Below are 21,563 nucleotides of genomic sequence, written 5' to 3' on the forward strand. Positions count from 1 at the left end.
CGCGGGGCGCGGCCTCACTCGGCGGCGCGGAAGGTCCGGAGCCGCAGGCTGTTGCCGACGACGAAGACCGAGGAGAAGGCCATCGCCGCGCCGGCGATCATCGGGTTGAGGAGGCCGGCCGCGGCCAGCGGAAGGGCGGCCACGTTGTAGGCGAAGGCCCAGAACAGGTTGGTCTTGATGGTGCCCAGCGTCTTCCGCGAGAGCCGGATCGCGTCCGCCGCCGCCCGCAGGTCGCCCCGGACGAGGGTGAGGTCGCCGGCCTCGATGGCCGCGTCGGTGCCCGTGCCCATCGCCAGCCCGAGGTCCGCCTGGGCCAGCGCCGCCGCGTCGTTGACGCCGTCGCCGACCATGGCCACCGACCGGCCCTCGGCCTGCAGCCGCTTGACGACGGCCACCTTGTCCTCGGGCAGCACCTCGGCGATCACCTCGTCGATGCCCACCTCGGCGGCCACGGCCTCGGCCACCGCCCGGTTGTCACCGGTCAGCAGGATCGGGGTCAGGCCCAGCTCGCGCAGCCGGCGCACGGCCTCCGGGCTGGTCTCCTTCACCGCGTCGGCGACCTCCAGCACCGCGCGCGGCGCGCCGTCCCAGGCCACCAGGACCGCCGTCCGGCCGGCCGCCTCGGCGGCGTCCCGCGCCGCCGCCAGCTCCTGCGGCAGCGACATGGCCCACTCGGCGAGCAACTTCTCCCGGCCCACGAGCACCGCGTGCCCGTCCACCACGCCCTGCACCCCGAGCCCGGGGACGTTGGCGAAGTCCTCCGGCACCGGCAGCGTGCCGACCCGCTCGGTCGCGCCCGCCGCCACGGCCCGGGCGATCGGGTGCTCGGAGGCGTGCTCCAGCGCCCCGGCCAGCCGCAGCGCCTCGTCCTCCGCCGTGCCCGCCGCCGCGGTGACGGCCAGCAGGGTCATCCGGCCGGTGGTGACGGTGCCCGTCTTGTCCAGCACGATCGTGTCCACGCCACGGGTGGTCTCCAGCACCTCCGGGCCCTTGATCAGGATGCCGAGCTGGGCGCCGCGCCCGGTGCCGACCATCAGCGCGGTCGGGGTCGCGAGCCCGAGGGCGCACGGGCAGGCGATGATCAGGACGGCCACGGCGGCGGTGAACGCGGCGGTCAGCCCGGCGCCGCTCAGCAGCCAGAAGGCCAGCGTGCCCAGGGCGAGCGCGATGACGACGGGGACGAAGACGGCGGAGATCCGGTCGGCGAGCCGCTGCGCCGCGGCCTTGCCGTTCTGGGCGTCCTCCACCAGCCGGGCCATCCGCGCCAGTTGGGTGTCGGCGCCGACCCGGGTGGCCTCGACCACCAGTCGGCCGCCCGCGTTGATCGTGGCGCCGGTGACCGCGTCGCCCACGCCCACCTCGACCGGCACCGACTCACCGGTGAGCATCGAGGCGTCCACGGCCGAACCGCCCTCGACCACCGTGCCGTCCGTCGCGATCTTCTCGCCGGGCCGGACGACGAAGCGGTCGCCCACGGCCAGCTCCTCGGTGCGGATCAGCACCTCCCGGCCGTTCCGGAGGACGGTGACCTCCTTGGCGCCCAGCTCCAGCAGCGCCCGGAGCGCCGCGCCCGCCCGGCGCTTGGACCGGGCCTCGAAGTAGCGGCCGGCCAGGATGAAGGCGGTCACGCCCGCCGCCGCCTCCAGGTAGATGTTCTCGGCGCCGTCGCCCCGCGCGATCGTCAGCTCGAAGGAGTGCGTCATGCCGGGCATGCCCGCGTGCCCGAGGAACAGCGCCCACAGCGACCACAGGAACGCCGCCGACGTGCCGAGCGAGATCAGCGTGTCCATGGTGGCCGCGCCGTGCCGGGCGTTGGTGAACGCGGCCCGGTGGAACGGCCAGGCCGCGTAGGTGACGACCGGCGCGGTCAGGGTGAGGCACAGCCACTGCCAGTACTCGAACTGCAGCGCCGGGACCATCGACAGCACCACCACCGGCACCGCCAGCACCACGGCGGTGATCAGCCGCTCGCGGAGCGGGCGCAACTCGCCGTCGGCCGCCCGGCCGGCCGTGTCCTCGTCGCCCCCGTCGGCGGGGCGGGCCGGCGCGGGCGGCGCCGCCGTGTACCCCGTCGCCTCGACCGTGGCGACCAGGTCGGCCACCGTGACGCCGGCGTCATAGGTGACCTGCGCCTTCTCGGTGGCGTAGTTGACGGTGGCCACCACCCCGTCCATGCGGTTGAGCTTCTTCTCGACGCGGGCCGCGCACGACGCGCACGTCATGCCGCCGATGGCGAGTTCGACGCGGTCCGTACCGGATGTCCCGGTGGTGGTGCTGGGCATCGCTGCTCCTGTGACTGGAGGTGTGGCCGGGGCGGGCCCCGGCGAGGCTGGGGACTCGGGGGACGGTCAGACGCGGCCGGCGAGCTCGTACCCGGCGTCGTCCACGGCCTCGGCCACCGCCGCGTCGTCCGGCTCACCGGCCGTGGTGACGGTGACCCGCCCGGCGGCCACGTCGACCTTCACGGCCCGCACGGCGCCGAGCGCTCCGACCGCCTCGGTGACGGCGGACTCGCAGTGGCCGCAGCTCATGCCCGTGACCGCGTAGGTGGTGGTGACGGTGGGGGCGGTGGCGTTCGGCGTCGACATGGGGTGCCTCCTGGTGCGCGGCTTGGACTCTGTGGGGATCTTATACCCCTGGGGGGTATCCCTCGAACGTCTCTATGTATACCCCCAGGGTGTATGACGGGCAAGGGTTCGGGAGCGCTTTCGTGCTACCCCCGGGGGGTATGTCGGACAAATCCGTGAACGGATCCGTGAAAGACCCCCATCGGTGGCCGCCCAAGGCACGCGTCGCTTCGCCCGCGGCCCGGAAGACGGCGAAGGCTCCGGTGCCGCCCCATGAGCGGGGGCGGCACCGGAGCCGGAACCCGGGCCTCGGGCCCTCAGGGCGCGCCGGGGAAGCGCAGCCGTCCGTCGCGCACCTCCGCGACCCGGTCGGCCGCGGCGAGGTGGGTGCGGTCGTGGGTCACCAGGACGGTGGCGGTCGCGCGCCGACGGGTGAGGGCGGCGAGCAGGTCGATGACGGCGGCGCCGCGCTCGTGGTCGAGGGCGCTGGTGGGCTCGTCGACCAGGAGGACGGTGGGGTCGTTCATCAGGGCGCGGGCGATGTTGACGCGCTGGCGCTGCCCGCCGGAGAGCCGGTTCGGACGGCGGTGCGCGACGTCGGCGAGGCCGACGGCGTCGAGCAGCTCCATGGCCCGGCCGCGCGCCTTGGCGGGGGAGCGGCCGTCGAGATGGGCCATGACCTGGAGCTGTTCGACGGCGGTCAGGGAGGGCAGCAGGTTGGGCTGCTGGAAGGCGATGCCGATCCCGCGGCGGCGCAGCGCGCCGAGCTCGCCGCGGCTCAGGCCGGCGGTGACGGTGCCGTCGACGGTGACGGTGCCCGCGTCGGGGGTGACGAGGGTGGCGGCGACGGCCAGCAGGCTGGACTTCCCGGAGCCCGAGGGGCCCACCACGGCGGTCAGGCTGCCCCGGGGCACGTCGAGCGTCACCGCGTCCAGGGCGGTCAGCCGGCCCTGGCCGTCGGGGTAGGTGAGGGTGACATCGGTCAGCGTGAGGCTCATCGGGCGCTCCCCAGGGCGATCAGCGGGTCGACGGAGGTGAGACGGCGGACGGACAGGGCGGCCCCCAGCGCGCCGAGCGCGACCAGCACCCCGGCCGGCGGCAGCAGCGTGGACGGCGTGAGGACGAACGGCACGTCCGAGCCCGCGACGACGGCGCCGACCGCAGCCGCGATCCCGGTGCCGATCAGGGTGCCGACGGTCAGCAGGGCGAGCGCCTGCCCCAGCGCGTCCCGGAGCAGACCGGCGGTGGAGGCGCCCAGCGCCTTCAGGACGGCGACGTCGCCGCCGCGCTGGATGGTCCACACCGTGAAGAAGGCCCCGACGACCAGGGCGGAGATCGCGAAGAGGAAGCCGCGCATCAGTTGCAGCGAGCCGTTCTCGGAGGTGTACGAGCCGATCGCGGACAGCGAGTCGTCCTTGGAGACCGTCCTGGTGCCCGCGGCCTCGTCGGCGGCGGCGAGGCGGGCGCCGGGGGCGGTGCGCAGGGCGACGACGGTGGCGGTCGCCCCGTCGGCGGTCCCCGAGGGAGGCGCGGCCTTCCGCCAGACGTCGAGGGAGGCCCAGACGACCGGCGTGTGACTGAAGGAGGCGTCACCGCTGACGGCGGCGACCGTGACCGCCTGCCCCGCCAGGCTGACCGTGCCGCCCGCGGCGACGCCCAGGTCGTGCGCGGCGGAAGCGGACAGGACCACGGCGCGCCCGTCGATCCTGCGGCCCTCCGGGGCCAGCGCGGAACCGGGCCGGACGCCGAACACGGACACCGCGGCGCTCCGCTTCCCGGCCCGCGCCTTGGTGGTGGCGATGCCCAGGGGCTCGGCGCTGCGCACCCCCGGCGCCCCGGCCAGCGTCCGCCACTGCCGGGCCGTGACGGTGGAGTCGGAGTACGACGGGCCCGACCCGTCGCCGGGCGCGCCGAAGGCGATCCGGTCGGCGGGCAGCGAGGTGATCGCGGAGGTGTTCTCCCGGCCCAGACCGGCGGTCAGCCCCGACAGCAGCCCGATCAGCAGGGTGATCAGCACGATGACGGTGCCCATCAGGGCGAAGCGCCCTTTGGCGTACTTGAGATCTCTCCACGCGACGAACACGGCTGCGGCCTGCCTTCAGGGGGTACGGAGGGGCTGGGGACGGGGTACGCACCACTGTCGCCGCCGGTCCCGTGCGCGGACATCCGGCGGGGGAACACACTCCGCGGGCCGAAAGACGGCCCCCGTCTTGCACCTTTCGACAGAGGCGGGCCGGGGGCGGGGTTCCTTAGGCTGGGAGGACTGTGAACACCGTCGCCCCCGCTCCCACCCCCGTCACCCGGACCCTGACCTGGTGCCTGCACCTGCTGGTCGTCGGCCTGCTCCTGCTGGCCGGCGGCCGGGCCGTGGCCGACGGCGGGCCGCACGCCGGATGGACCGTCGCCGTCGCGGCGGCCTGCGCCCTCGTGTACGCGGCCGGTCCGGTGCTGTGGGGGACGGCGCTGCGGGGGAACCGCCCCTCGCGACGGGCCGCCGCACTGTGGCCGGCCGCCCTGGGCGCCGTCTGGCTGGTGCTGCTGGCGCTGTCCGCCGACGCGGTGTGGGTGGCGTTCCCGCTCTACTTCCTCCAGCTCCACCTGCTGCCCCGCCGCGCCGCCCTGGCGGCCGTGGCGGCCACCGCGGCGGCGGCCGCCGCCGGTTTCGCGGCGCACCGGGGCTCGTTCGGCGCGGCGATGGCCATCGGGCCCGCCCTCGGCGCCGCGGTGGCCGTGGCGGTGGTGTGGGGCTACCAGGCCCTCTACCGGGAGAGCGAACAGCGCAGGCGCCTGATCGAGGAACTCACCGCCACCCGCGCCGACCTGGACCGGGCCCAGCACACCGCCGGCGTCCTGGCCGAGCGGGAACGCCTGGCCCGCGAGATCCACGACACCCTCGCCCAGGGCTTCTCCAGCATCCAACTGCTGCTGCGCGCCGCCGAACGCGCCCTGCCCGACGCGCCGGAGACCGCCGCCCGCCACGTCGACCAGGCGCGCCAGGCCGCCGTCGACAACCTCGCCGAGGCCCGCCGCCTCGTCGCCGCCCTCGCCCCGCCCGCCCTGGAGGGCACGACGCTGGCCGACGCCCTGGACCGCCTGTGCGCCGCCACCGGCGCCCGGCACCGGCTCGCCGTGCGCTTCCGGCGCACCGGCGGACCCGCCCCGCTGCCCACCGCGTACGAGGTGGCCCTGCTGCGCGTCGCCCAGTCCGCCCTCGCCAACACCGTCCGCCACGCGGGGGCCACGACCGCCGAGGTCACCCTCGACCGCCCGCGCGACCACGTCGTCCTCCGCGTCGCCGACGACGGGCGGGGGTTCGACCCCGGGCTGCTGCCCGCCCCCGATCCGGAGAACGGCGGGTTCGGCCTCGCGGCCATGCGCGCCCGCATCGACGAGCTCGGTGGTGACCTGACCGTCGCGTCCACGCCCGGTCAGGGCACCGTGCTGACCGCCAGGCTCCCCCTCACCCCGCCCACCGGGCACGGAACCGAGCCCGTGGCCGCGGCACGGACCGAACCCGAGACCGAGTACAAGCCCGAACCCGAGACCGTGACCGACCCCGAGGCCCGTCCATGACCGACACCCCCATCCGCCTGCTGCTGGCCGACGACCACCCGGTGGTACGGGCCGGGCTGCGCGCCGTGCTGGAGACCGAGCCCGGCCTCGTCGTCGCGGCCGAGGCGGCCACCGCCGAGGAGGCCGTCGCCCGCGCCGCCCTGGGCGGCATCGACGTCGTCCTGATGGACCTCCGGTTCGGCAAGGGCATGAACGGTGCCGAGGCCACCGCCCGGATCACCGCCCGTCCCGACGCCCCCCGCGTACTGCCCGACGCCCCCCGCGTACTGATCGTCACCACGTACGACTCCGACGCCGACACCCTCCCGGCCATCGAGGCCGGCGCCACCGGCTACCTCCTCAAGGACGCACCGCCGGAGGACCTGGCCGCCGCCGTACGCACCGCCGCCACCGGCCGCGGCACCCTGGCCCCCGCGGTCGCCGACCGCCTGATGAACCGGTTGCGAGCCCCCGGCACGGCCCTGACCCGCCGCGAGACCGAGGTCCTGGCACTGGTCGCGGAGGGCTTCTCCAACCAGGCCGTCGGCGCCCGGCTGCACCTCACCGAAGGGACGGTGAAGTCCCACCTGGCCCGCGTCTACACCAAGCTGGGCGTGGACTCGCGCACGGCGGCGGTCGCGGCGGCGACCGACCTCGGCCTGATCCGCCGCTAGGCGGCGGGCGCCACCGGGCAATTCGGTAGGCACCACCAGAGCACCCCCCGACCCCTCACCACCCCACGACCTTCACCACCTCCCGGGCGATCTCCCGCACCCGCCGCCCGTCCGTGGCCACCCGGACCGTGTCGGCCGGGGCCTCGGCGTCCAAGCGCCGGGCGGCGGCGTGGCCGCGGCGGATGTGGGCGGTGAGCCCGCCGCCGGATTCGCGGCGGGCCAGGCGGGCGGCGGCGGTCTCGTCCGAGGCGGTGAGGAGCACGCGGACGAGGCGGAGCGAACCGCCGCCCAGGGCGCGGCGGAACAGGCCGTCCTCCAGCACGCTCGCCGTGTTGGTGTAGATCAGCCGGCGGTGGCCCAGCGCCGCGAAGTTCGCCCACACCGCCGCCAGGTTGCGCTCGGTGAGGGCCGCGCGGTGCGGGTCGTCCGGCGGGGCCGGGCTCACATGGCCCAGGTAGTCGCCGTCCACGACGCAGTGCGGAACGCCCGCCTCCTCCAGCAGCCCCGAAACCTCCCACCCCACCGTCGACTTGCCGACGCCGGAGCGCCCTCCGATCAGCAGTGCCTCGTAGTCCGTCATGGCGTGATCGTGACGTCGCCGGCCGGCCCGGCGCACATAAATTCTCCGTCGGCGCGCTCGCTCAGCGCGCCGCGGCTTCCGGCACCGGCAGGCCGATCGGGTTCGGGTAGCGCAGCACCTCCGCGCAGGCGCGGGACAGCGGGGTGAGGGCGTCCGTCAACTCCCGGAGTTCCCCGGGGTCCACGGCCTGCCACGGGCGGGCCGCCGCCCGGTCCGTCGCCGCCTCGACGGACGCGTACAGCAGGCGGCCCTCGTCCGTGGCGGTGCCGTCCGGGGCGAGGAGACCGCGGGCGGCCAGGCGGCGGGCGGCGGCGTCCCACTCCTCGTCCGTCCAGCCGCGGTACGGCTGGAGTTCGGAGCGCGGGGTGTCGAGGCCGGCCCGCAGGACCAGGGACTCGCAGCCGTCCAGGCCCGCCGCGACCAGCGCCGCCACATGGCCGTCGCCGCGGTGCTCGCGCAGCAGGGTCGCCGCGTGCCACAACCGGTCGAGGGGATCCACCGGGAAGCCCAGCGCCATGTTGGCGGCGCTGAGCACCCGCCCGCCGCAGTCGAGCGCGCGGACGCGCTCTGCGAGCAGGCCGGCGGCTCTGCCCACCTCCTCGTCCCGGCCGGCGAGCAGCCGGCGCAGCGCGTTCCGGGCGCCCGCGCGCCGCAGTTCGAGGGCGCGGCCGGGGGAGACGATCTCCCAGACGGACGGCAGCGCGCCGGCGACCGTCGCCGGGGCGAAGCCGAAGAAGGAGGCCGCCACCGGCTCGGGGCCCACCGGGCCGAACGGGGCGGCGCGGCCCGCGAAGTAGCCGCGCCGCCAGCCCCGCAGCCCCGCGTCCTCGTAGGCCGCCCGCGCCTCGGGCGTGAAGTAGGTGACGGCGTGCACCGGTTCGGCCAGCCGCCACAGGGCGCGGGCCGTGCTCTCCGGCGCAGTGGCCGCTGCGTCGTTCATGGAAAACCTCCGTACAAGGGGGAGATGTCACGCGGGGCGGGCCGGCCTGGCGGAACGCCCGGCCGGCCCGCCGCCAGGGCCCCCTACCCCGATCGGTCCGTCAGGAGACCACGTCCTTCGCCCGGAAGTGCCGGAACGCCAGCGCGAACAGGACCAGCGCGTACGCCACCGACACCGCCGTCCCCTTGATCATGCCGCCCCACTCGGCGTGCGGCTGGAGGACGTCCGCCCAGGCGTACTGCCAGTGCGCGGGCAGCAGGTCGCGCCAGTGGCCGAGCGCGGTCACCGCGTCCAGGACGTTGCCGAGCACGGTCAGGCCCATCGCCCCGCCGACCGCGCCCAGCGGCGCGTCCGTCACCGTCGACAGCCAGAACGCCAGGGCCGCCGTGACCAGTTGACTGACGAAGACGTACAGGACGACGGCCGCCAGCCGGGCCACGGCCGTGTCCGCCGGGAGCGTCCCGCCGGTGGGGAGCCGCAGCGGCCCCCAGCCGTACGCGGCCGAGCCCGCCGCCAGCGCCACCAGCGGCAGCAGCAGGATCGCCGCCGCGCTGAACCCCAGCGCCACCGCCAGCTTGCTCGCCAGCAGCCGCGTCCGGGGCACGGGCGCCGCCAGCAGATAGCGCAGCGACGACCAGCCCGCCTCCGACGCCACCGTGTCGCCGCAGAACAGCGCCACCGGCACCACCAGCAGGAACCCGGCCGAGACGAACAGCGCCGTGGCCGCGAAGTTCACCCCCGAGGCGGTGGCGGTGTCCATCAGCGTCACCCGCCCGTCCCGGCCGCCCGGCCGTCCGCCGATCGCGAACGCCGCGATCAGGACGAACGGCAGGACCGCCAGCACACCCCCGACCACCAGCGTGCGCCGCCGCCGCGCCTGCCGCGCCGCCTCGACCCGCAGCGGCAGGGTGCGCCCTGCGCGGTACCCGGGCGCGGCCGGGGACGTCCTCGTGCCCGCACTCATGCCTGGCCTCCGATCAGGGTCAGGAACGCGTCCTCCAGCCGCCGGTGCGGGCCCACACCCGTCACCGGAATCTCCAGCCGGACCAGTTCCACCAGCAGTTCAGGGGTGCTCGCGCCGTCGAGCCGGACCAGCAGCCCGCTCTCCGCGCGGACGGCCGACGCCACGCCGGGCAGCGCGCCGACCTTCTCGGTGACGGCCTCGGACACCTCGCCCGCCACCCCGACCAGCAGCGTCTCGCCCGAGCCGGTGATCTCCGCGACCGGGCCCGCCGTCACCAGCCGCCCCCGGTCCATCACCACGAGGTGGGTGCAGCTCTGCTCGACCTCGGCCAGCAGATGGCTGGACACGATCACCGTGCGCCCGGCCGCCGCGTAACGGATCATCACCTCGCGCATCTCGCGGATCTGCGGCGGGTCGAGCCCGTTCGTCGGCTCGTCCAGGATCAGCAGGTCCGGCAGGCCCAGCATGGCCTGGGCGATGGCCAGCCGCTGCCGCATGCCCTGCGAGTACGTGCGGACGGCCCGGTCCAGCGCCGAACCCAGCCCGGCGATCTCCAGGGCCTCGTCGACGTGCGCGTCCTCCGCCGGGCGGCCGGTGGCCCGCCAGTACAGGTCCAGGTTGGCCCGGCCCGACAGGTGCGGCAGGAAGCCCGCGCCCTCCACGAACGCCCCGACCCGCGACAGCACGGGCGCGCCGGGCCGGATCGCGTGCCCGAAGACGCGCACCTCGCCGCCGTCCGGCCGGATCAGGCCCATCAGCATCCGCAGCGTCGTCGTCTTGCCCGCGCCGTTCGGCCCGAGCAGGCCGAGCACCTGGCCGCGTTCCACCCGGAACGACAGGTCGCGGACGGCGTACCGGTCCGCCGACTTGGCGTACCGCTTGCTCAGCCCGTCGATGACCAGCGGGACGTCCGCGAGCGCGGGATCCGGCGCGGGGACGGGACCGCGTCGGCGGCCGGTGAGCAGCAGCGCGAACGCGATGACCAGCCCGCCGGCCGGCAAACCCCACGTCCACCAGGGCAGCGCGGACGAACCGGTGCGCACGCCGGGCGCGGTGGGCACGCTCAGCTCGCGGTCCGCGAGGGAGACGGTGTACGCGGCCGGGGCCGCCGGCGAGGCGTAGCCGAGGTCGGTCGAGGAGAGGACCAGCCGCATCCGGTGGCCGGCCTCGAAGACGTGGTCGACCGCGGGCAGCCGCACCTCCACCGTCCGGCCGCCCTTGGCGTCCGTCACCCGCAGCGGGGTGACCAGCTGGCCGGGCAGTTGCCGCCGCCCGTCCGGGCCCACGTCGTACACCTTCGCGAACAGCACGGCCTCGCCGCTGTCCGAGGCCACCCGCACCCGCGCGGTCGGCGTGCCGGTGACGCGGACGCTCTCGGTGAGCTTCGGGGAGTCGAAACGGGCGTACTGGCCCGGGAAGTCGAGCGACACCCCGACACCCAGGCCGGAGAGGCGGGAGAGGCCCCCGAGCCCCGGCACGGCGGACACCGCGGGCGGCGAACCGCCCGCCGGGTTGCCGAAGCGCTGCTCGCGGCCGGTCAGCGGCACCGGCCGGGTGTCGCCGCGCAGGCCGGGGTAGCGGTCGGCGGTCGCGCCGCGCAGCCGGGCGCTGCCGTCGGTGGTGTCCAGGCCGCCGGTCCTGCTGATCCGGAACGCCGGTCCGGTGCCGGCGCCCTCGTCCTCCTTGAGGTACCGGTCGAACCAGGCGCGGGTACGGTCGGCGACGCGGCCCTCCTCGTCGGAGCCACCGGTGTCGTGGCCGCCCGCGATCCAGTCGACGGCCACGGGCGCGCCGTTGCGGGCCAGCGCCTCGGCGGCCCGGTCCGACTCCGTGAGCGGGAAGAGCGAGTCGCTCTGGCCCTGGATCAGCAGGGCCGGCGTTCTGATCCGCCCGGCCACGGCCGCCGGGCTGCGGCGCTCCAGCAGCGCGCGGGCGCTCGCGTCCGGCCGCCCGGCGACGGCGACCCGCTCGTACATCGCGCACAGCTCCGGCTCGAACCGGCCGCAGCCGCCGCCGGAGCCCTTCGCTCCGGAGGTGGTGGAGGTCGAGCCGGTGGTGAAGAAGACGCCCGTCCACAGCTTCTTGAACACGTCGTTCGGGAAGAGGGCGCTGTTCAGGTCCCAGTACGTGATCTGCGGGGCGATGGCGTCGACGCGCTTGTCGTACCCGGCCGCGAGCAGGGCGACGGCGCCGCCGTACGAGGCGCCCGCGATGCCGACCCTGGGATCGCCCTCGCGGTCGAGCCGCACCTCCGGGCGCTTGGCCAGCCAGTCGATCAGGCGGCTGACGTCGGCGACCTCGCGGTCGGGGTCGTTGAGGCCGATGCGGCCGGTGGAGTCGCCGAAGCCGCGGGCGGACCAGGTGAGGACGGCGTAGCCCCGGCGGGCCAGCTCCTCGGCCTGGCCGCGCACGTCGTCCTTGTCGCCGCCGAAGCCGTGGGCCAGGAGGACGGCGGGTCTGCGGGCGTCGCCGCCCGCGGTGAAGAACGACGTGTCGATGCGGACGGCGGCCTCGGCGCCGCCCGTTGACTCCGGCATCGTCAGGAACCGGTCCTCGCGGTGCACCGGGGAGTCGCCGCCGGTGGCCTCCGCCGCTGTCCAGGTGCCGGCGCCGGCGAGGACGGCCAGCGCGGCCAGGGCGGCGGTCAGACGGCCGCGGCCGCGGCTGGGGAGCCGGGGGCGGGGCAAACGCAGCTTCATGTCGCGAATGGTATGCGGGGCGCTGCGCCTGCCGGGCGGATGGGGGTTTGCCCCGGTCCCTCCTCCAGAGGGACATCCTTAACGGACTGACACACGGCTCGCCCCTCTGTTAGCTTGATCCGCATGCAGCGCGCCCATCACCACCTGACGACGACGCCGGATCCGTCCCGGCGCGCTGACAGCTGACATTGTCCGAAGCCCCGGGGCGAGTGCCCCGGGGCTTCGCACTGCCGCGGTCACTCGCCTCACCACCCCGAGGAGACCGCCGTGCACGACCACCGCCGACTCGGCCGTGAGCTCGACCTGTTCGACACCGATCCGCTGATGGGCGCGGGCCTCCCGTACTGGCTGCCCGACGGGGCCGCCGTGCGGCACGCGCTGGAGGAGTACATCCGGGAGGTCGAACGCCGGGCGGGGTACCGGCACGTGTACTCCCCGGTGCTGGGCAAACGCGAACTCTACGAGATCTCCGGCCACTGGGCGCACTACGACGACGACATGTTCCCCCCGATGGACCTCGGCGGCGAACAGGTCGTGCTGCGGCCCAGCATGTGCCCGCACCACGCGCTCATCTACCGCTCCCGCTCGCACAGTTACCGCGAACTGCCGCTGCGCGTCGCCGAGCTGGGCGGCATGTACCGGTCCGAACTCTCAGGCGTCCTCGGCGGACTCACCCGGGTCCGGGCGATCCAGCTCAACGACGGGCACATCTTCTGCACCCTCGACCAGGTCGCCGACGAGGCCGCCGGAGCCCTGGAACTGATCCGCCGGGCGTACGAGGCGATGGGCGTCGTCCCCGTCCGCTACCGGCTGTCCCTGCCCGGGCCGGGCGGCAAGTACGTGGCCGCGCCCGAGCTGTGGGAGCGGTCCGTCGCCCTGCTCACCGACGTCCTGGACCGGTCCGGGCTGCCGTACGAGGCGGCCGAGGGGGAGGCCGCGTTCTACGGGCCGAAGATCGATGTGCAGATCGCCGACGCGGCGGGCCGGGAGTCGACCCTGTCCACCGTCCAGATCGACTTCCACCAGCCGGAGCGGTTCGACCTGCACTACATCGGCGCGGACGGCGCCCGGCACCGCCCGGTGATGGTCCACCGCGCGGTCATCGGCAGCGTCGAACGGGCGGTGGCCCACCTCATCGAGGCGCACGGCGGCGCCTTCCCCGCCTGGCTCGCCCCCGTGCAGCTGGTCCTCCTCCCCGTCTCCGAGGCGGAGCTGCCCGCCGCCGAGGCGATCGTCCGGCGCTGTCCGGAACTCGGCCTCCGCGCCGAGGCCGTCGCACCCGACCGCGGCACCCTCGGGGCACGTATCCGAGAGGCCCGGCTCGTCCCGTACCAGGCCGTCCTCGGCCCCCGGGAGGCCGCCGCCGGGCAGCTCGCCGTCCGGCTGCGCGACGGCCGCAGGCTCGCGCCGCTGCCCGCCGACGCGTTCCTGTCCCGGGTCCGGGACCTGGTCCGGGCACACCGCACCGACCTGTGGGACGAGCCGGCGGCCGGGTGACGGTCAGAGGGCGTACGGGTACAGGGCCACCCGCGCGGCCGGGCACCGCAGTTCCACCCACTGCCCGTCGGCGCCGTCCGGCAGCGGCCCGGTGACGTCGAGGAGGACGGTCGCCGGGCCCCAGGCGAGCCACGCCGTGCCGTCCCCGTCGGCGTGGAGGCGTCCGCGCAGCACCACCCGGTCGCCCTCCGGCCACAGGCCCGGCGCGGACACGGCGGCCGGGCGGGCGTTCCGGCCCCAGACGACGTCCTCGTCGACCGTCCACTCCACGGTGTGGACGCCGTCGGCCGCGCCGGGCGGGCCGCACCAGCGCACGACGGCCCGCCCCCAGGCCGTGCGGACGCGCGCCCGGGGAGGGCCGTCGCGGAGGAGTCGGACGGCGGCGCGCACGCCCCGATCATGCCGGACGCCGCCGGCACCCGCCGCGCGGGGGAGCCGCGTTCCGCCGCGCGGCGGAGGAGCATCGGCTCCGGGGACGAGGTGCCGCCCGGGCGGGCGGCGGCAGAGTGGTGTCCGGCCGGGGTAGCCCCCCGGCGGACCGCCTCACCACCCGTCAGGAGAACCGACATGCCCCGCGCCCGCCGCCCCTTCACCGCCGTCGCCACCGCCCTCGCGGGCGTCGCTGCGGTGGCCCTCACCACCGGCGCCGCGAGCCCGGCCGCGGCCGACGGCTCCGGGCGGCCCGCCGCCGCCCGGACCGCCGACGAGCCGTCGCTCACCGGCACCGGCAAGCTCGCGCGGAAGCCCGGCGACGACGTCCACTTCACCTTCGACGCGCACGGCTTCCTCGACAAGGCGCACGGCACCTTCCGGGTGAGCCACCGCTACGGCCCGAAGTGGAGCGTCTCCTTCAACGGCCGTATCGACTGCCTGATCACCGGCGGCAAGGCCGCCGTCGCCACGGGCGTCGTCACCGACTCGCACGTCGTCGACGCGCCGGGAATGCCGAAGGTCCGGAACCTCAAGGGCAAGCGGTTCGGCTTCACCGTCCTCGACGAGGGCCGCGAGGACCGGCTCGGCTACAGCTGGGCCCTGGACGGCCTGCCCACCAAGAGCGTGCCCAAGTGCCTGGGCAGCGCGCCCTTCGAGACCGTGGAGAAGGGGGACTACAAGGTCCACCACTGGCTCCCCCGGCGCTGACCCCGGACCGGCGTCCGGGCGCGGTCCCCACCGCGGGGGAGCGGGGACCGCACCCGGGCGCCCCACGCCCTTGTCACCCCGGCACCGAAGTGCTGGCATGGAAGCCGGCCGCGCGCCTCCGCGGCAACCTGCGGGTACCCCCTCACGGACCACGGCGAGGTTCCATGGACACTCCGTCAGCCCCGCCCGCGGCGGCGCACTGCGCCCACGACCGCGGACACGTCGTCGACTCCCTGTTCCACGGCAACGCGTACGGCACCCCGGCCAGCCGCCGGATCTTCTGCGACCGCTGCCGGCTGCAGCGGTGGCTGTACGTGGAGGCGGTGCTGGCCGCCAGTCAGGCCGAGGTGGGGATGCTGCCCGCCGCGACGGCCGAGGAGATCGTCCGGGCCTGCGCGCCGGGCCGGGTCGACCTCGACGCGCTCGCGCCCGAGTTCCGGCGCACCGGGCACTCGCTGGTACCGCTGCTGCGCGGTGTGGAGGCCGTCTGTACCGGGGGCCGGGGCGAGATGGTGCACCTGGGGGCCACCACCCAGGACATCCAGGACACCGCCCAGGCCCTGGAGATGCGCGACGTCCTGGACGAGGCCGACCGTGAACTGGCCGCCATGGTGGCACGGCTCGCCGACCTCGCGGAGGAGCACCGCGACAGCCTGATGACCGGGCGCAGCTACGGGCAGCCCGCCGTCCCCATCACGTTCGGGCTGAAGGCGGCGGGCTGGCTCGACGAACTGCTGCGGCACGCCGGGCGGCTGGCGCGGCTGCGCGAGGAGGCGCTGGTGGCGCAGCTGTTCGGCGGGGCCGGCACCATGGCGGGGTTCGGTCCGTACGGCGGGGCGCTCCTCGGCGTGTTCGCGCGGCGGCTCGGTCTCGGCGTGCCCGCCGTCAGCTGGCACACCGCGCGCGACCGGCCGGCCGAGTTCGGCACCGTCCTGGCCCTGCTCGCGGCCGGTCTGGCCCGGGTCGCCAACGAGGTGCACGAGCTGTCCCGGCCGGAGATCGGGGAGCTCGCCGAGGGCTGGGAGCACGGGCGGGTCGGCAGCAGCACGATGCCGCACAAGCGGAACCCGGAGCGCTCCGCGCAGGTCGTCGTCCTCGCCCGGCTGGCCCGGGCCAACGCGGCGCTCGGCATCGAGGGCATGCTCCAGGAGCACGAGCGCGACGCCCGGGGCCTGCGCGTGGAGTGGGCCGCCCTCGCCGACGTCTCCCACCACACCCTCGCCGCCCTCGCCGCGCTCAACGCCGTCCTCGCCGGCCTGCGGGTGGACCGCGAGCGGATGGCCGGGAACGCCCGGCGGACGGGCGAGCAGCTCTGCAGCGAGACCCTGATGCTCGCCCTCGGCCGCGCGATCGGCAAACAGAGCGCCCACGCCCTCGTCTACGAGGCGAGCCAGCACGCCCAGGACGACGGCGGTTCCCTGCGGGCCGCCCTCGCGAAGCACGACGTCGTCGGCCGGTACGTCGACGCCGCCGCCCTGGAGGAGTACCTCGACCCCGCCCGCTACCTGGGCGCCTCCGGTGAACTCACCGACCGGACCGTCGAACGGGCGCGGCGCTGGCTGACCGCCGCCGCCCCGGCCCCCGCCCACCGCTGACGACCCGGAGGCCCGTATGACCGGCTACCTGCGCTTCGACGGCGAACGCGCCACCGAGGCCGACGCCGAGGCCCACACCCCCGAACTCACCGGCCAGCGCGCCCACCTGCGCTCGCTGCTCGCCCTCCGTCCCGGGGAACGCGTCCTCGACGCCGGCTGCGGGCCCGGCTACCTGCTGGAGGAGATGGCCCGCGAGATCGGCCCGGACGGCGTCCTCCGGGGCGTCGACGTCAGCCCGTCGATGCTGGACCTGGCCCGGCGGCGGTGCGGCGGCGACGGCCGCGTCGGCCTGGAGGAAGGGCGGTGCGAGGAACTGCCGTTCCCGGACGGCTCGTTCGACGCGGTCGTCTCGTCGCAGGTGCTGGAGTACGTGGAGGACGTCGAGGGCGCCCTCGCCGAGTTCGCGCGCGTGCTGCGGCCCGGCGGCCGGGCGGTGGTCCTCGACACCGACTGGGACTCGCTGGTGTGGCACTCCCGCGACCGCGCGCGGATGCGGCACGTGCTGCGGCTGTGGGACGACCACGTGGCCGACCCCCGGCTCCCCGAGCGGCTGGGCCCGCTGCTGGCGGGGGCGGGGCTGCGGGAGGAGCGGCTGACCACCCTGACGTTCGTCAACCGCGACTGCCACCCCGGCGTCTACAGCCACTGGCAGCTGGGCTTCGTCGAGGCGTTCCTCGCCGGGCACCCCGAGGCCGACCCGGGGACCACCCGCGCCTGGGGCGACGAACAGCGCGAACTGGCGCGCACCGGACGGTTCTTCTACAGCCTCGGCCGCTACGCCTTCACCGCCGTCCGGCCCGCCGGCTGACCCTCATCCGCGGGTGCGCTCGTACTCGCGGAGGAAGCCGGCCAGGGCCCGGACGCCGGCCGGGGGCATCCCGTTGTAGACCGAGGCGCGGACGCCGCCGACGCTGCGGTGGCCGGCGAGCCCCCGCAGCCCCTCCGCGTCCGCCCGGCGCAGGAAGTCGGCCGTCGCCCGGGCGTCCGGCAGCCGGAAGGTGATGTTGGTGACGGACCGGTGGGCGGGGTGCGCGGTCGGGCGGTAGAACGCCGACCGGTCCAGCTCCCGGTAGAGCACGTCCGCCTTGTCCCGGTCGGCGCGCTCGACGGCGTCCAGGCCGCCCTGCTCCCCGACCCAGTCCAGGACGAGGGAGAGGACGAACAGGGCGAAGGTGTTGGGTGTGTTGTGCAGCGACCGGCTCTCGGCGTACACCGCGTAGTCCAGCAGGAGCGGCGTCCCGGGCAGGGCGTGGCCGAGCAGGTCGTCGCGGACGACGACCAGGGCCAGGCTCGACGGCCCGAGGTTCTTCTGGAAGCCCGCGTAGACGACGCCGAAGCGGGAGAAGTCCAGCCGCCGGGAGAGGACGTCGGACGTGGCGTCGGCCACCAGCGGGGCCGGGAGGCCGTGCGGGAAGGAGTGCCAGCGCGTCCCGTACACCGTGTTGTTGCTCGTCAGGTGGACGTACGCGGCGTCCGGCGGGCAGTCGTCCGGGTGCACGGCCGGTATCCGGTCGAAGCCGGTGTCCGCGCTGCTCGCGACCACGGCGGCCGTGCCGTAGCGGGCTCCCTCCGCCCGGGCCTGCCGGGCGAAGAAGCCGGTCTCCACGTAGCCGGACGTACGGCTCGGCGAGCGGGAGACGAGGTTGAGGGGCACGGCGGAGCACTGCATGCGCGCCCCGCCGTGCACGAACAGCACGTGGTGGCCGTCGGGCACCCCGCACAGCTCCCGGAACCGGGTGACGGCCGACTCCAGCAGCGCGGTGAACCGGGGGCTCTTGTGGCTGATCTCGACGATCGAGGCGCCGTCGTCCGCGTGCGCCGCGAATTCCTCGCGGACCCGGCGCATCACGGACCGGGGCAGCGTCGCCGGCCCCGCGCAGAAGTTGTACGCGTACCCGCCACCGGTGTCCCCGCCCCCGGCCATCGCGTCACAACCGCAGCCGGTCGACGAGCGCCTCGACGCCGTGCCGCTCCAGGCAGGTGACGGTGTCGGCCGACGGGCTGGTGCGCTCCGCCAACCGGCGTGCCAGCGGCGCCAGTTCGACCGACGGCGCCACCGGGTCGCGCCGCAGCGAGCGCTCCGCCAGGTCGAACGCCGCCGCCCCCCACTCGGGGAGCGGCCGACCGCGCAGCCGGGCCGACCAGCCGTGCGCCAGGACGTCCTCCGTCGCCGACCGGACGTCGTCCAGCGTCCACTCCGCGGTCAGGTCGCGGCAGCCGTCCGGGTCGCCCAGCCAGCCCAGGAACATCGCCAGCCAGGCGAACGTCTCGGCGCGGCCCATCGTCGGCAGGTGCCGGATCTCGACGAAGCAGCCGCGCCCGCCGTCCGCCAGCACCTCCTCGGCCCGCCCGGCCGCCACCGCCGCGACGATGTCCGGCACGTCGAGCGACTCGTCCAGGCGCACCCGGATCCGGACGGCCGGCCAGTAGTGGACCAGTCCGGTGGCGAGGTCCGCGGACGTGCAGCGCAGCGTCCGCTTCACGCCCCGCTGGTCCACGAAGTCCGCCCGGCCCGCCGTGGCGAACTCCGCCGTGGTCAGCCCGGGATCGACCGGGGCGTGGACCGCGCCCTCCCGCTCGACCTGGAAGACCGGCCGCGCCCACGCCTCCCGCACGTAGTCGGACAGGTCGCGGTAGAGGTGGTGGGGGAGGAGCAGGCGGTGGGCGAAGAACGGGTTCGACGCGGCGAGTTCGGTGTAGCCGCGCAGCCGGAGGGAGTGCCACGGCCGGACGGACCCGCCGAAGACCGCGTCGTTGGAGCCCCAGGCGAAGACCAGCGGGGTGAGCTTGATCAGGGTGTCGCAGGCGGTGACGGCCGCGTCGAGAGGGACGTCGACGTTGAACTGGACGGCCGCGAAGCCGGGCCACGCGTCGGCCGCGTAGTGGCCCGGGTACCGCTCGGCCCGCTCCAGCCAGAGCCGGTAGTGGGCCTTGTCGGCGAGCCAGGGGGCGCCCAGGGTCTCCGTCCGCGGCTGGCAGCCGTGGCCCAGCGCCGACAGCCCCTCCGCGGCGAGCGCCGGCAGCAGCACGTCGTCCAGGCAGGCGTGCCACGCCGCCTTGGCCCGGGCGAAGTCCTCCTCCGGCGGCAGGGCCGCCTCGACGGTGCAGAACCCGTAGTCGGTGCCGATGTCGAGCGTCCCGCCGGGGAGCGCCGCCCGGACGCCCAGGGTCTCCCCGCCCGGCCGGTCGGCATACGAGCGGAAGCCGTCCTGCCCGGCGAGGCGGCGGAACACGGCCCGTACCGCCTCCCGCCCGGCCGCGAAGCCGTGCCGGTCGACCACGGGCAGTTCCGACTCGATACCGATCTTCATCTGGGCGGGCCTCCGTCGCGAGGAGTGGCGGGGGTGACGGGGGACACGCTAGGTGCGGCGGGAGTGGAGCGCTCGTCGATGAGCCGGTCTTCACACTTGACGGTGACCTCCAGGCCGGCGCCGACGGACACCACTTGACTCCGGGCGTCGGACAGCCCGGCGAGGTGCCGCCGGTACCCGGCGATCACCGCCGCGTTCTTCTTCGGGGTCAGGATGTTGTCGGCCACGACCAGCCCGCCCGGCGCCACGGCCGGCCAGCACGCCTCGAAGTCGCGCACGTACAGCTCCTTCCAGTGGTCCAGCAGCACCAGATCGAGCGGTGCGGGCAGGGCGGGGACCAGCTCGGGCGCCTCGCACGCCGTCAGCTCGACGACGTCCTCCAGCCCGGCCGCCCGCAGGTTCGCCCGCTGCTCGGCCCGCTTCCCGTCGACCGGCTCGATGGAGTACACCCGGCCGCCGGTCGCCCGGACCGCCTCGGCCAGCCACAGCGTCGAGTAGCCCACCGATCCGCCGACCTCCAGCACGGTCCGCGCCCGGGCGGACCGCACCAGGGTGTTCAGGAACAGGCCCGACTCGGGGCCGACGTCCAGCATGAACTCCGCCGCCCGCCCGCGCAGCGCGCCGACCGCCCGCAGCGCCTCCATCTCCGCCCGCTCCTTGTCCGACCGCTCCTCCAGGGCGCGGAGCACCGAGGCGACGCGCGGGTCGAGGCCGGACGTGACGGCGGCCGTCTCCGCCGGATCGCCGGTCACGGGACGGCCGGGTCTTCGGCGGCGGCACCGTAGAAGCGGCGGGCGTTCTCGTACAGGATCTTGCGCTTCTGCTCCTCGCCGACGTCCTTGCGGTCCGTCAGCCCGGTGACCGCACCCGGGAACGTGGCGTCGAAGTGCGGGAAGTCGCTGGCGAACAGCAGGTTGTCCTCCAGCCCCTGGTCGATCAGCATCGGCAGCAGCGGGTCCTCCGGCTCGATGCCGAGGTAGCACTGGCGCTTGAAGTACGCGCTCGGCGGCTCCGGCAGCGGCGGCCGGTCCTTGGCGAACTGCAGTACGTGGTCGTCCATCCGGTGCAGCCAGAACGGCGCCCAGCCGGCACCGCTCTCCATGAAGGCGAGCCGCAGCCCCGGGAAGCGCTCCAGCACCCCGCCGGTGATCAGCAGCATCACGGCCGTCATGTGCTCGAAGGTGTGGCTGACCAGATGGCCTTGCATCGTGTCATGCGTGCGCTCCGTCCCGATCCGCGGGATCTTCGCGACCCCGAACCCCTCGTGGAACGCCACCGCCGTGCCGTGCCGCTCGCACTCCTCCCACAGCAGGTCGTAGACCTCGTCGTCGACGTTCGTGCCCGCGACCGTGTTGGGGCGCAGGATGACGGCCCGTACGCCCTTGGCGCGCACCCGCCGCAACTCCTCGACGGCGAGCACCACGTCGTGCTGCGGCAGCACGGCCACCGGGACCAGCCGCTCGGGAGCGGCGGCGCAGTAGGAGACCGCGTAGTCGTTGTACGCCGCGGCGAGCGCGGCGGCGAAGGCCGCGCTGCGCAGCGCGGGCAGCAGGCCGAGGACCTTGGACGGGAAGACGAACGCCTTGTCGATGCCCTCGTGGTCCATCGCGGCGATCCGGTCGCGCGGATCGAGCCCCCCGCGTTTGAGCGCGCTCAGCACCTCCACCACGGCCGGCTCCTCCAGCGCCCAGCTGCCCGGCGTGTAGGTGGCCCCCTGGGTGGTGCCGAACCAGGCCGCCTGGGTGGGACGGCCGTGGAAGGTGGGCGACGGTGTCTCGATGATCCGGCCCTCGGCGACGAGCACGTCGTCCTCGTAGCGGGGCATCCACGGCGCGTACTTCTCCGGAAGGCTGTCCCGCCACCAGGCGTCGGAGTCGGGGAGCACGATGTGGCAGTCGGCGTCGAGCACAGGATGATCAGGGCGTGCGGTCATGGCACCACTCCAGGAGGTCTCTGCGCTGATCCCGGGACTCTCTACCCGGTCTACCCGGGTAGACCACCCGGAACGCGGGGATCCGTCCGGGGTTCCGCGACGTTGGCGCGA

The 21,563-nt window shown here is 75.4% G+C and carries 18 protein-coding genes and 1 pseudogene; 6 read left to right on the top strand and 13 right to left on the bottom strand.

Going from position 1 to position 21,563, the window contains the following annotated elements:
• Positions 1-14: 14 nt before the first annotated feature.
• From J7W19_RS29495 to J7W19_RS29510, 4 genes are all read right to left on the bottom strand, one after another.
• The gene (locus J7W19_RS29495) at positions 15-2,282 is read right to left on the bottom strand and encodes a heavy metal translocating P-type ATPase (RefSeq protein WP_004937924.1); all 2,268 of its coding nucleotides are present in this window, start codon (positions 2,280-2,282) and stop codon (positions 15-17) included.
• Between the two features lie 66 nt (positions 2,283-2,348).
• A complete protein-coding gene (locus J7W19_RS29500; RefSeq protein ID WP_004937919.1) occupies positions 2,349-2,588 on the bottom strand; it encodes a cation transporter in 240 nt (79 codons plus the stop codon).
• Positions 2,589-2,884: 296 nt separating this feature from the next.
• Positions 2,885-3,565, bottom strand: coding sequence for an ABC transporter ATP-binding protein (locus J7W19_RS29505; RefSeq protein ID WP_004937915.1), 681 nt, complete (start codon positions 3,563-3,565; stop codon positions 2,885-2,887).
• A complete protein-coding gene (locus J7W19_RS29510) occupies positions 3,562-4,650 on the bottom strand; it encodes an ABC transporter permease (protein WP_004937914.1) in 1,089 nt (362 codons plus the stop codon). Before J7W19_RS29510 ends, J7W19_RS29505 begins: the two co-directional genes overlap by 4 nt.
• Positions 4,651-4,832: 182 nt before the next feature.
• Between J7W19_RS29510 and J7W19_RS29515 the strand changes: the two genes are divergently transcribed.
• The gene (locus J7W19_RS29515) at positions 4,833-6,140 is read left to right on the top strand and encodes a sensor histidine kinase (RefSeq protein WP_004937911.1); all 1,308 of its coding nucleotides are present in this window, start codon (positions 4,833-4,835) and stop codon (positions 6,138-6,140) included.
• On the top strand, positions 6,137-6,793 hold the full coding sequence (locus J7W19_RS29520; RefSeq protein ID WP_004937909.1) for a response regulator: 657 nt from the start codon (positions 6,137-6,139) through the stop codon (positions 6,791-6,793). Before J7W19_RS29515 ends, J7W19_RS29520 begins: the two co-directional genes overlap by 4 nt.
• A gap of 55 nt (positions 6,794-6,848) precedes the next feature.
• Here J7W19_RS29520 and J7W19_RS29525 read toward each other — a convergent pair whose 3' ends face one another.
• The 4 genes from J7W19_RS29525 to J7W19_RS29540 all read right to left on the bottom strand — a co-directional run bounded on the left by J7W19_RS29525 (position 6,849) and on the right by J7W19_RS29540 (position 11,976).
• A complete protein-coding gene (locus tag J7W19_RS29525; protein ID WP_004937906.1) occupies positions 6,849-7,373 on the bottom strand; it encodes a nucleoside/nucleotide kinase family protein in 525 nt (174 codons plus the stop codon).
• A gap of 61 nt (positions 7,374-7,434) precedes the next feature.
• On the bottom strand, positions 7,435-8,313 hold the full coding sequence (locus J7W19_RS29530) for an SCO6745 family protein (RefSeq protein ID WP_004937902.1): 879 nt from the start codon (positions 8,311-8,313) through the stop codon (positions 7,435-7,437).
• A 100-nt stretch (positions 8,314-8,413) separates the two neighbouring features.
• Positions 8,414-9,277 (bottom strand): ABC transporter permease, encoded by an 864-nt coding sequence (locus J7W19_RS29535; protein ID WP_004937899.1) that lies wholly within the window; start codon positions 9,275-9,277, stop codon positions 8,414-8,416.
• Complete coding sequence (locus tag J7W19_RS29540; RefSeq protein WP_040887427.1) at positions 9,274-11,976, bottom strand: alpha/beta fold hydrolase; 2,703 nt, start codon at positions 11,974-11,976, stop codon at positions 9,274-9,276. Before J7W19_RS29540 ends, J7W19_RS29535 begins: the two co-directional genes overlap by 4 nt.
• A 261-nt stretch (positions 11,977-12,237) precedes the next feature.
• Here J7W19_RS29540 and thrS point away from each other — a divergent pair.
• Positions 12,238-13,473, top strand: a pseudogene (thrS, locus tag J7W19_RS29545) (threonine--tRNA ligase); the annotation flags it as partial.
• Positions 13,474-13,476: 3 nt separating this feature from the next.
• Here thrS and J7W19_RS29550 read toward each other — a convergent pair.
• The gene (locus J7W19_RS29550) at positions 13,477-13,863 is read right to left on the bottom strand and encodes a hypothetical protein (protein WP_004937893.1); all 387 of its coding nucleotides are present in this window, start codon (positions 13,861-13,863) and stop codon (positions 13,477-13,479) included.
• A gap of 177 nt (positions 13,864-14,040) precedes the next feature.
• Here J7W19_RS29550 and J7W19_RS29555 point away from each other — a divergent pair, with 177 nt between their 5' ends.
• From J7W19_RS29555 to J7W19_RS29565, 3 genes are all read left to right on the top strand, one after another.
• The gene (locus J7W19_RS29555) at positions 14,041-14,613 is read left to right on the top strand and encodes a hypothetical protein (protein WP_004937890.1); all 573 of its coding nucleotides are present in this window, start codon (positions 14,041-14,043) and stop codon (positions 14,611-14,613) included.
• A gap of 164 nt (positions 14,614-14,777) precedes the next feature.
• Positions 14,778-16,208: a class-II fumarase/aspartase family protein gene (locus J7W19_RS29560; RefSeq protein WP_004937887.1), complete on the top strand. Its 1,431-nt coding sequence runs from the start codon at positions 14,778-14,780 to the stop codon at positions 16,206-16,208.
• Positions 16,209-16,224: 16 nt separating this feature from the next.
• The gene (locus J7W19_RS29565; protein WP_004937883.1) at positions 16,225-17,016 is read left to right on the top strand and encodes a methyltransferase domain-containing protein; all 792 of its coding nucleotides are present in this window, start codon (positions 16,225-16,227) and stop codon (positions 17,014-17,016) included.
• A gap of 3 nt (positions 17,017-17,019) precedes the next feature.
• Here the strand turns inward: J7W19_RS29565 and serC are convergent, their stop codons facing one another.
• From serC to J7W19_RS29585, 4 genes are read right to left on the bottom strand one after another with little or no spacing between them, the layout of a single operon-like run.
• Positions 17,020-18,132 carry a 3-phosphoserine/phosphohydroxythreonine transaminase gene (gene serC / locus J7W19_RS29570; protein ID WP_004937881.1) on the bottom strand — a complete coding sequence of 371 codons (1,113 nt, stop codon included), beginning with the start codon at positions 18,130-18,132 and terminating at the stop codon, positions 17,020-17,022.
• A gap of 4 nt (positions 18,133-18,136) precedes the next feature.
• Positions 18,137-19,519 carry a glutamate-cysteine ligase family protein gene (locus J7W19_RS29575; RefSeq protein ID WP_004937879.1) on the bottom strand — a complete coding sequence of 461 codons (1,383 nt, stop codon included), beginning with the start codon at positions 19,517-19,519 and terminating at the stop codon, positions 18,137-18,139.
• Positions 19,516-20,271: an O-methyltransferase gene (locus J7W19_RS29580; RefSeq protein WP_004937876.1), complete on the bottom strand. Its 756-nt coding sequence runs from the start codon at positions 20,269-20,271 to the stop codon at positions 19,516-19,518. The genes J7W19_RS29575 and J7W19_RS29580 overlap by 4 nt, the downstream gene beginning before the upstream one ends.
• Positions 20,268-21,452: an amidohydrolase family protein gene (locus tag J7W19_RS29585; RefSeq protein WP_040887425.1), complete on the bottom strand. Its 1,185-nt coding sequence runs from the start codon at positions 21,450-21,452 to the stop codon at positions 20,268-20,270. The genes J7W19_RS29580 and J7W19_RS29585 overlap by 4 nt, the downstream gene beginning before the upstream one ends.
• Positions 21,453-21,563 lie beyond the last annotated feature (111 nt).

This window comes from Streptomyces mobaraensis NBRC 13819 = DSM 40847 (assembly GCF_017916255.1).
Classification (GTDB): domain Bacteria; phylum Actinomycetota; class Actinomycetes; order Streptomycetales; family Streptomycetaceae; genus Streptomyces; species Streptomyces mobaraensis.

Coding starts and splice junctions, on each gene's coding strand:
- J7W19_RS29495 (WP_004937924.1), bottom strand. CDS start 2,282: ATGCCCAGCACCACCACCGGGACATCCGGTACGGACCGCGTCGAACTC.
- J7W19_RS29500 (WP_004937919.1), bottom strand. CDS start 2,588: ATGTCGACGCCGAACGCCACCGCCCCCACCGTCACCACCACCTACGCG.
- J7W19_RS29505 (WP_004937915.1), bottom strand. CDS start 3,565: ATGAGCCTCACGCTGACCGATGTCACCCTCACCTACCCCGACGGCCAG.
- J7W19_RS29520 (WP_004937909.1), top strand. CDS start 6,137: ATGACCGACACCCCCATCCGCCTGCTGCTGGCCGACGACCACCCGGTG.
- J7W19_RS29525 (WP_004937906.1), bottom strand. CDS start 7,373: ATGACGGACTACGAGGCACTGCTGATCGGAGGGCGCTCCGGCGTCGGC.
- J7W19_RS29530 (WP_004937902.1), bottom strand. CDS start 8,313: ATGAACGACGCAGCGGCCACTGCGCCGGAGAGCACGGCCCGCGCCCTG.
- J7W19_RS29535 (WP_004937899.1), bottom strand. CDS start 9,277: ATGAGTGCGGGCACGAGGACGTCCCCGGCCGCGCCCGGGTACCGCGCA.
- J7W19_RS29540 (WP_040887427.1), bottom strand. CDS start 11,976: ATGAAGCTGCGTTTGCCCCGCCCCCGGCTCCCCAGCCGCGGCCGCGGC.
- J7W19_RS29555 (WP_004937890.1), top strand. CDS start 14,041: ATGCCCCGCGCCCGCCGCCCCTTCACCGCCGTCGCCACCGCCCTCGCG.
- J7W19_RS29560 (WP_004937887.1), top strand. CDS start 14,778: ATGGACACTCCGTCAGCCCCGCCCGCGGCGGCGCACTGCGCCCACGAC.
- J7W19_RS29565 (WP_004937883.1), top strand. CDS start 16,225: ATGACCGGCTACCTGCGCTTCGACGGCGAACGCGCCACCGAGGCCGAC.
- serC (WP_004937881.1), bottom strand. CDS start 18,132: ATGGCCGGGGGCGGGGACACCGGTGGCGGGTACGCGTACAACTTCTGC.
- J7W19_RS29575 (WP_004937879.1), bottom strand. CDS start 19,519: ATGAAGATCGGTATCGAGTCGGAACTGCCCGTGGTCGACCGGCACGGC.
- J7W19_RS29585 (WP_040887425.1), bottom strand. CDS start 21,452: ATGACCGCACGCCCTGATCATCCTGTGCTCGACGCCGACTGCCACATC.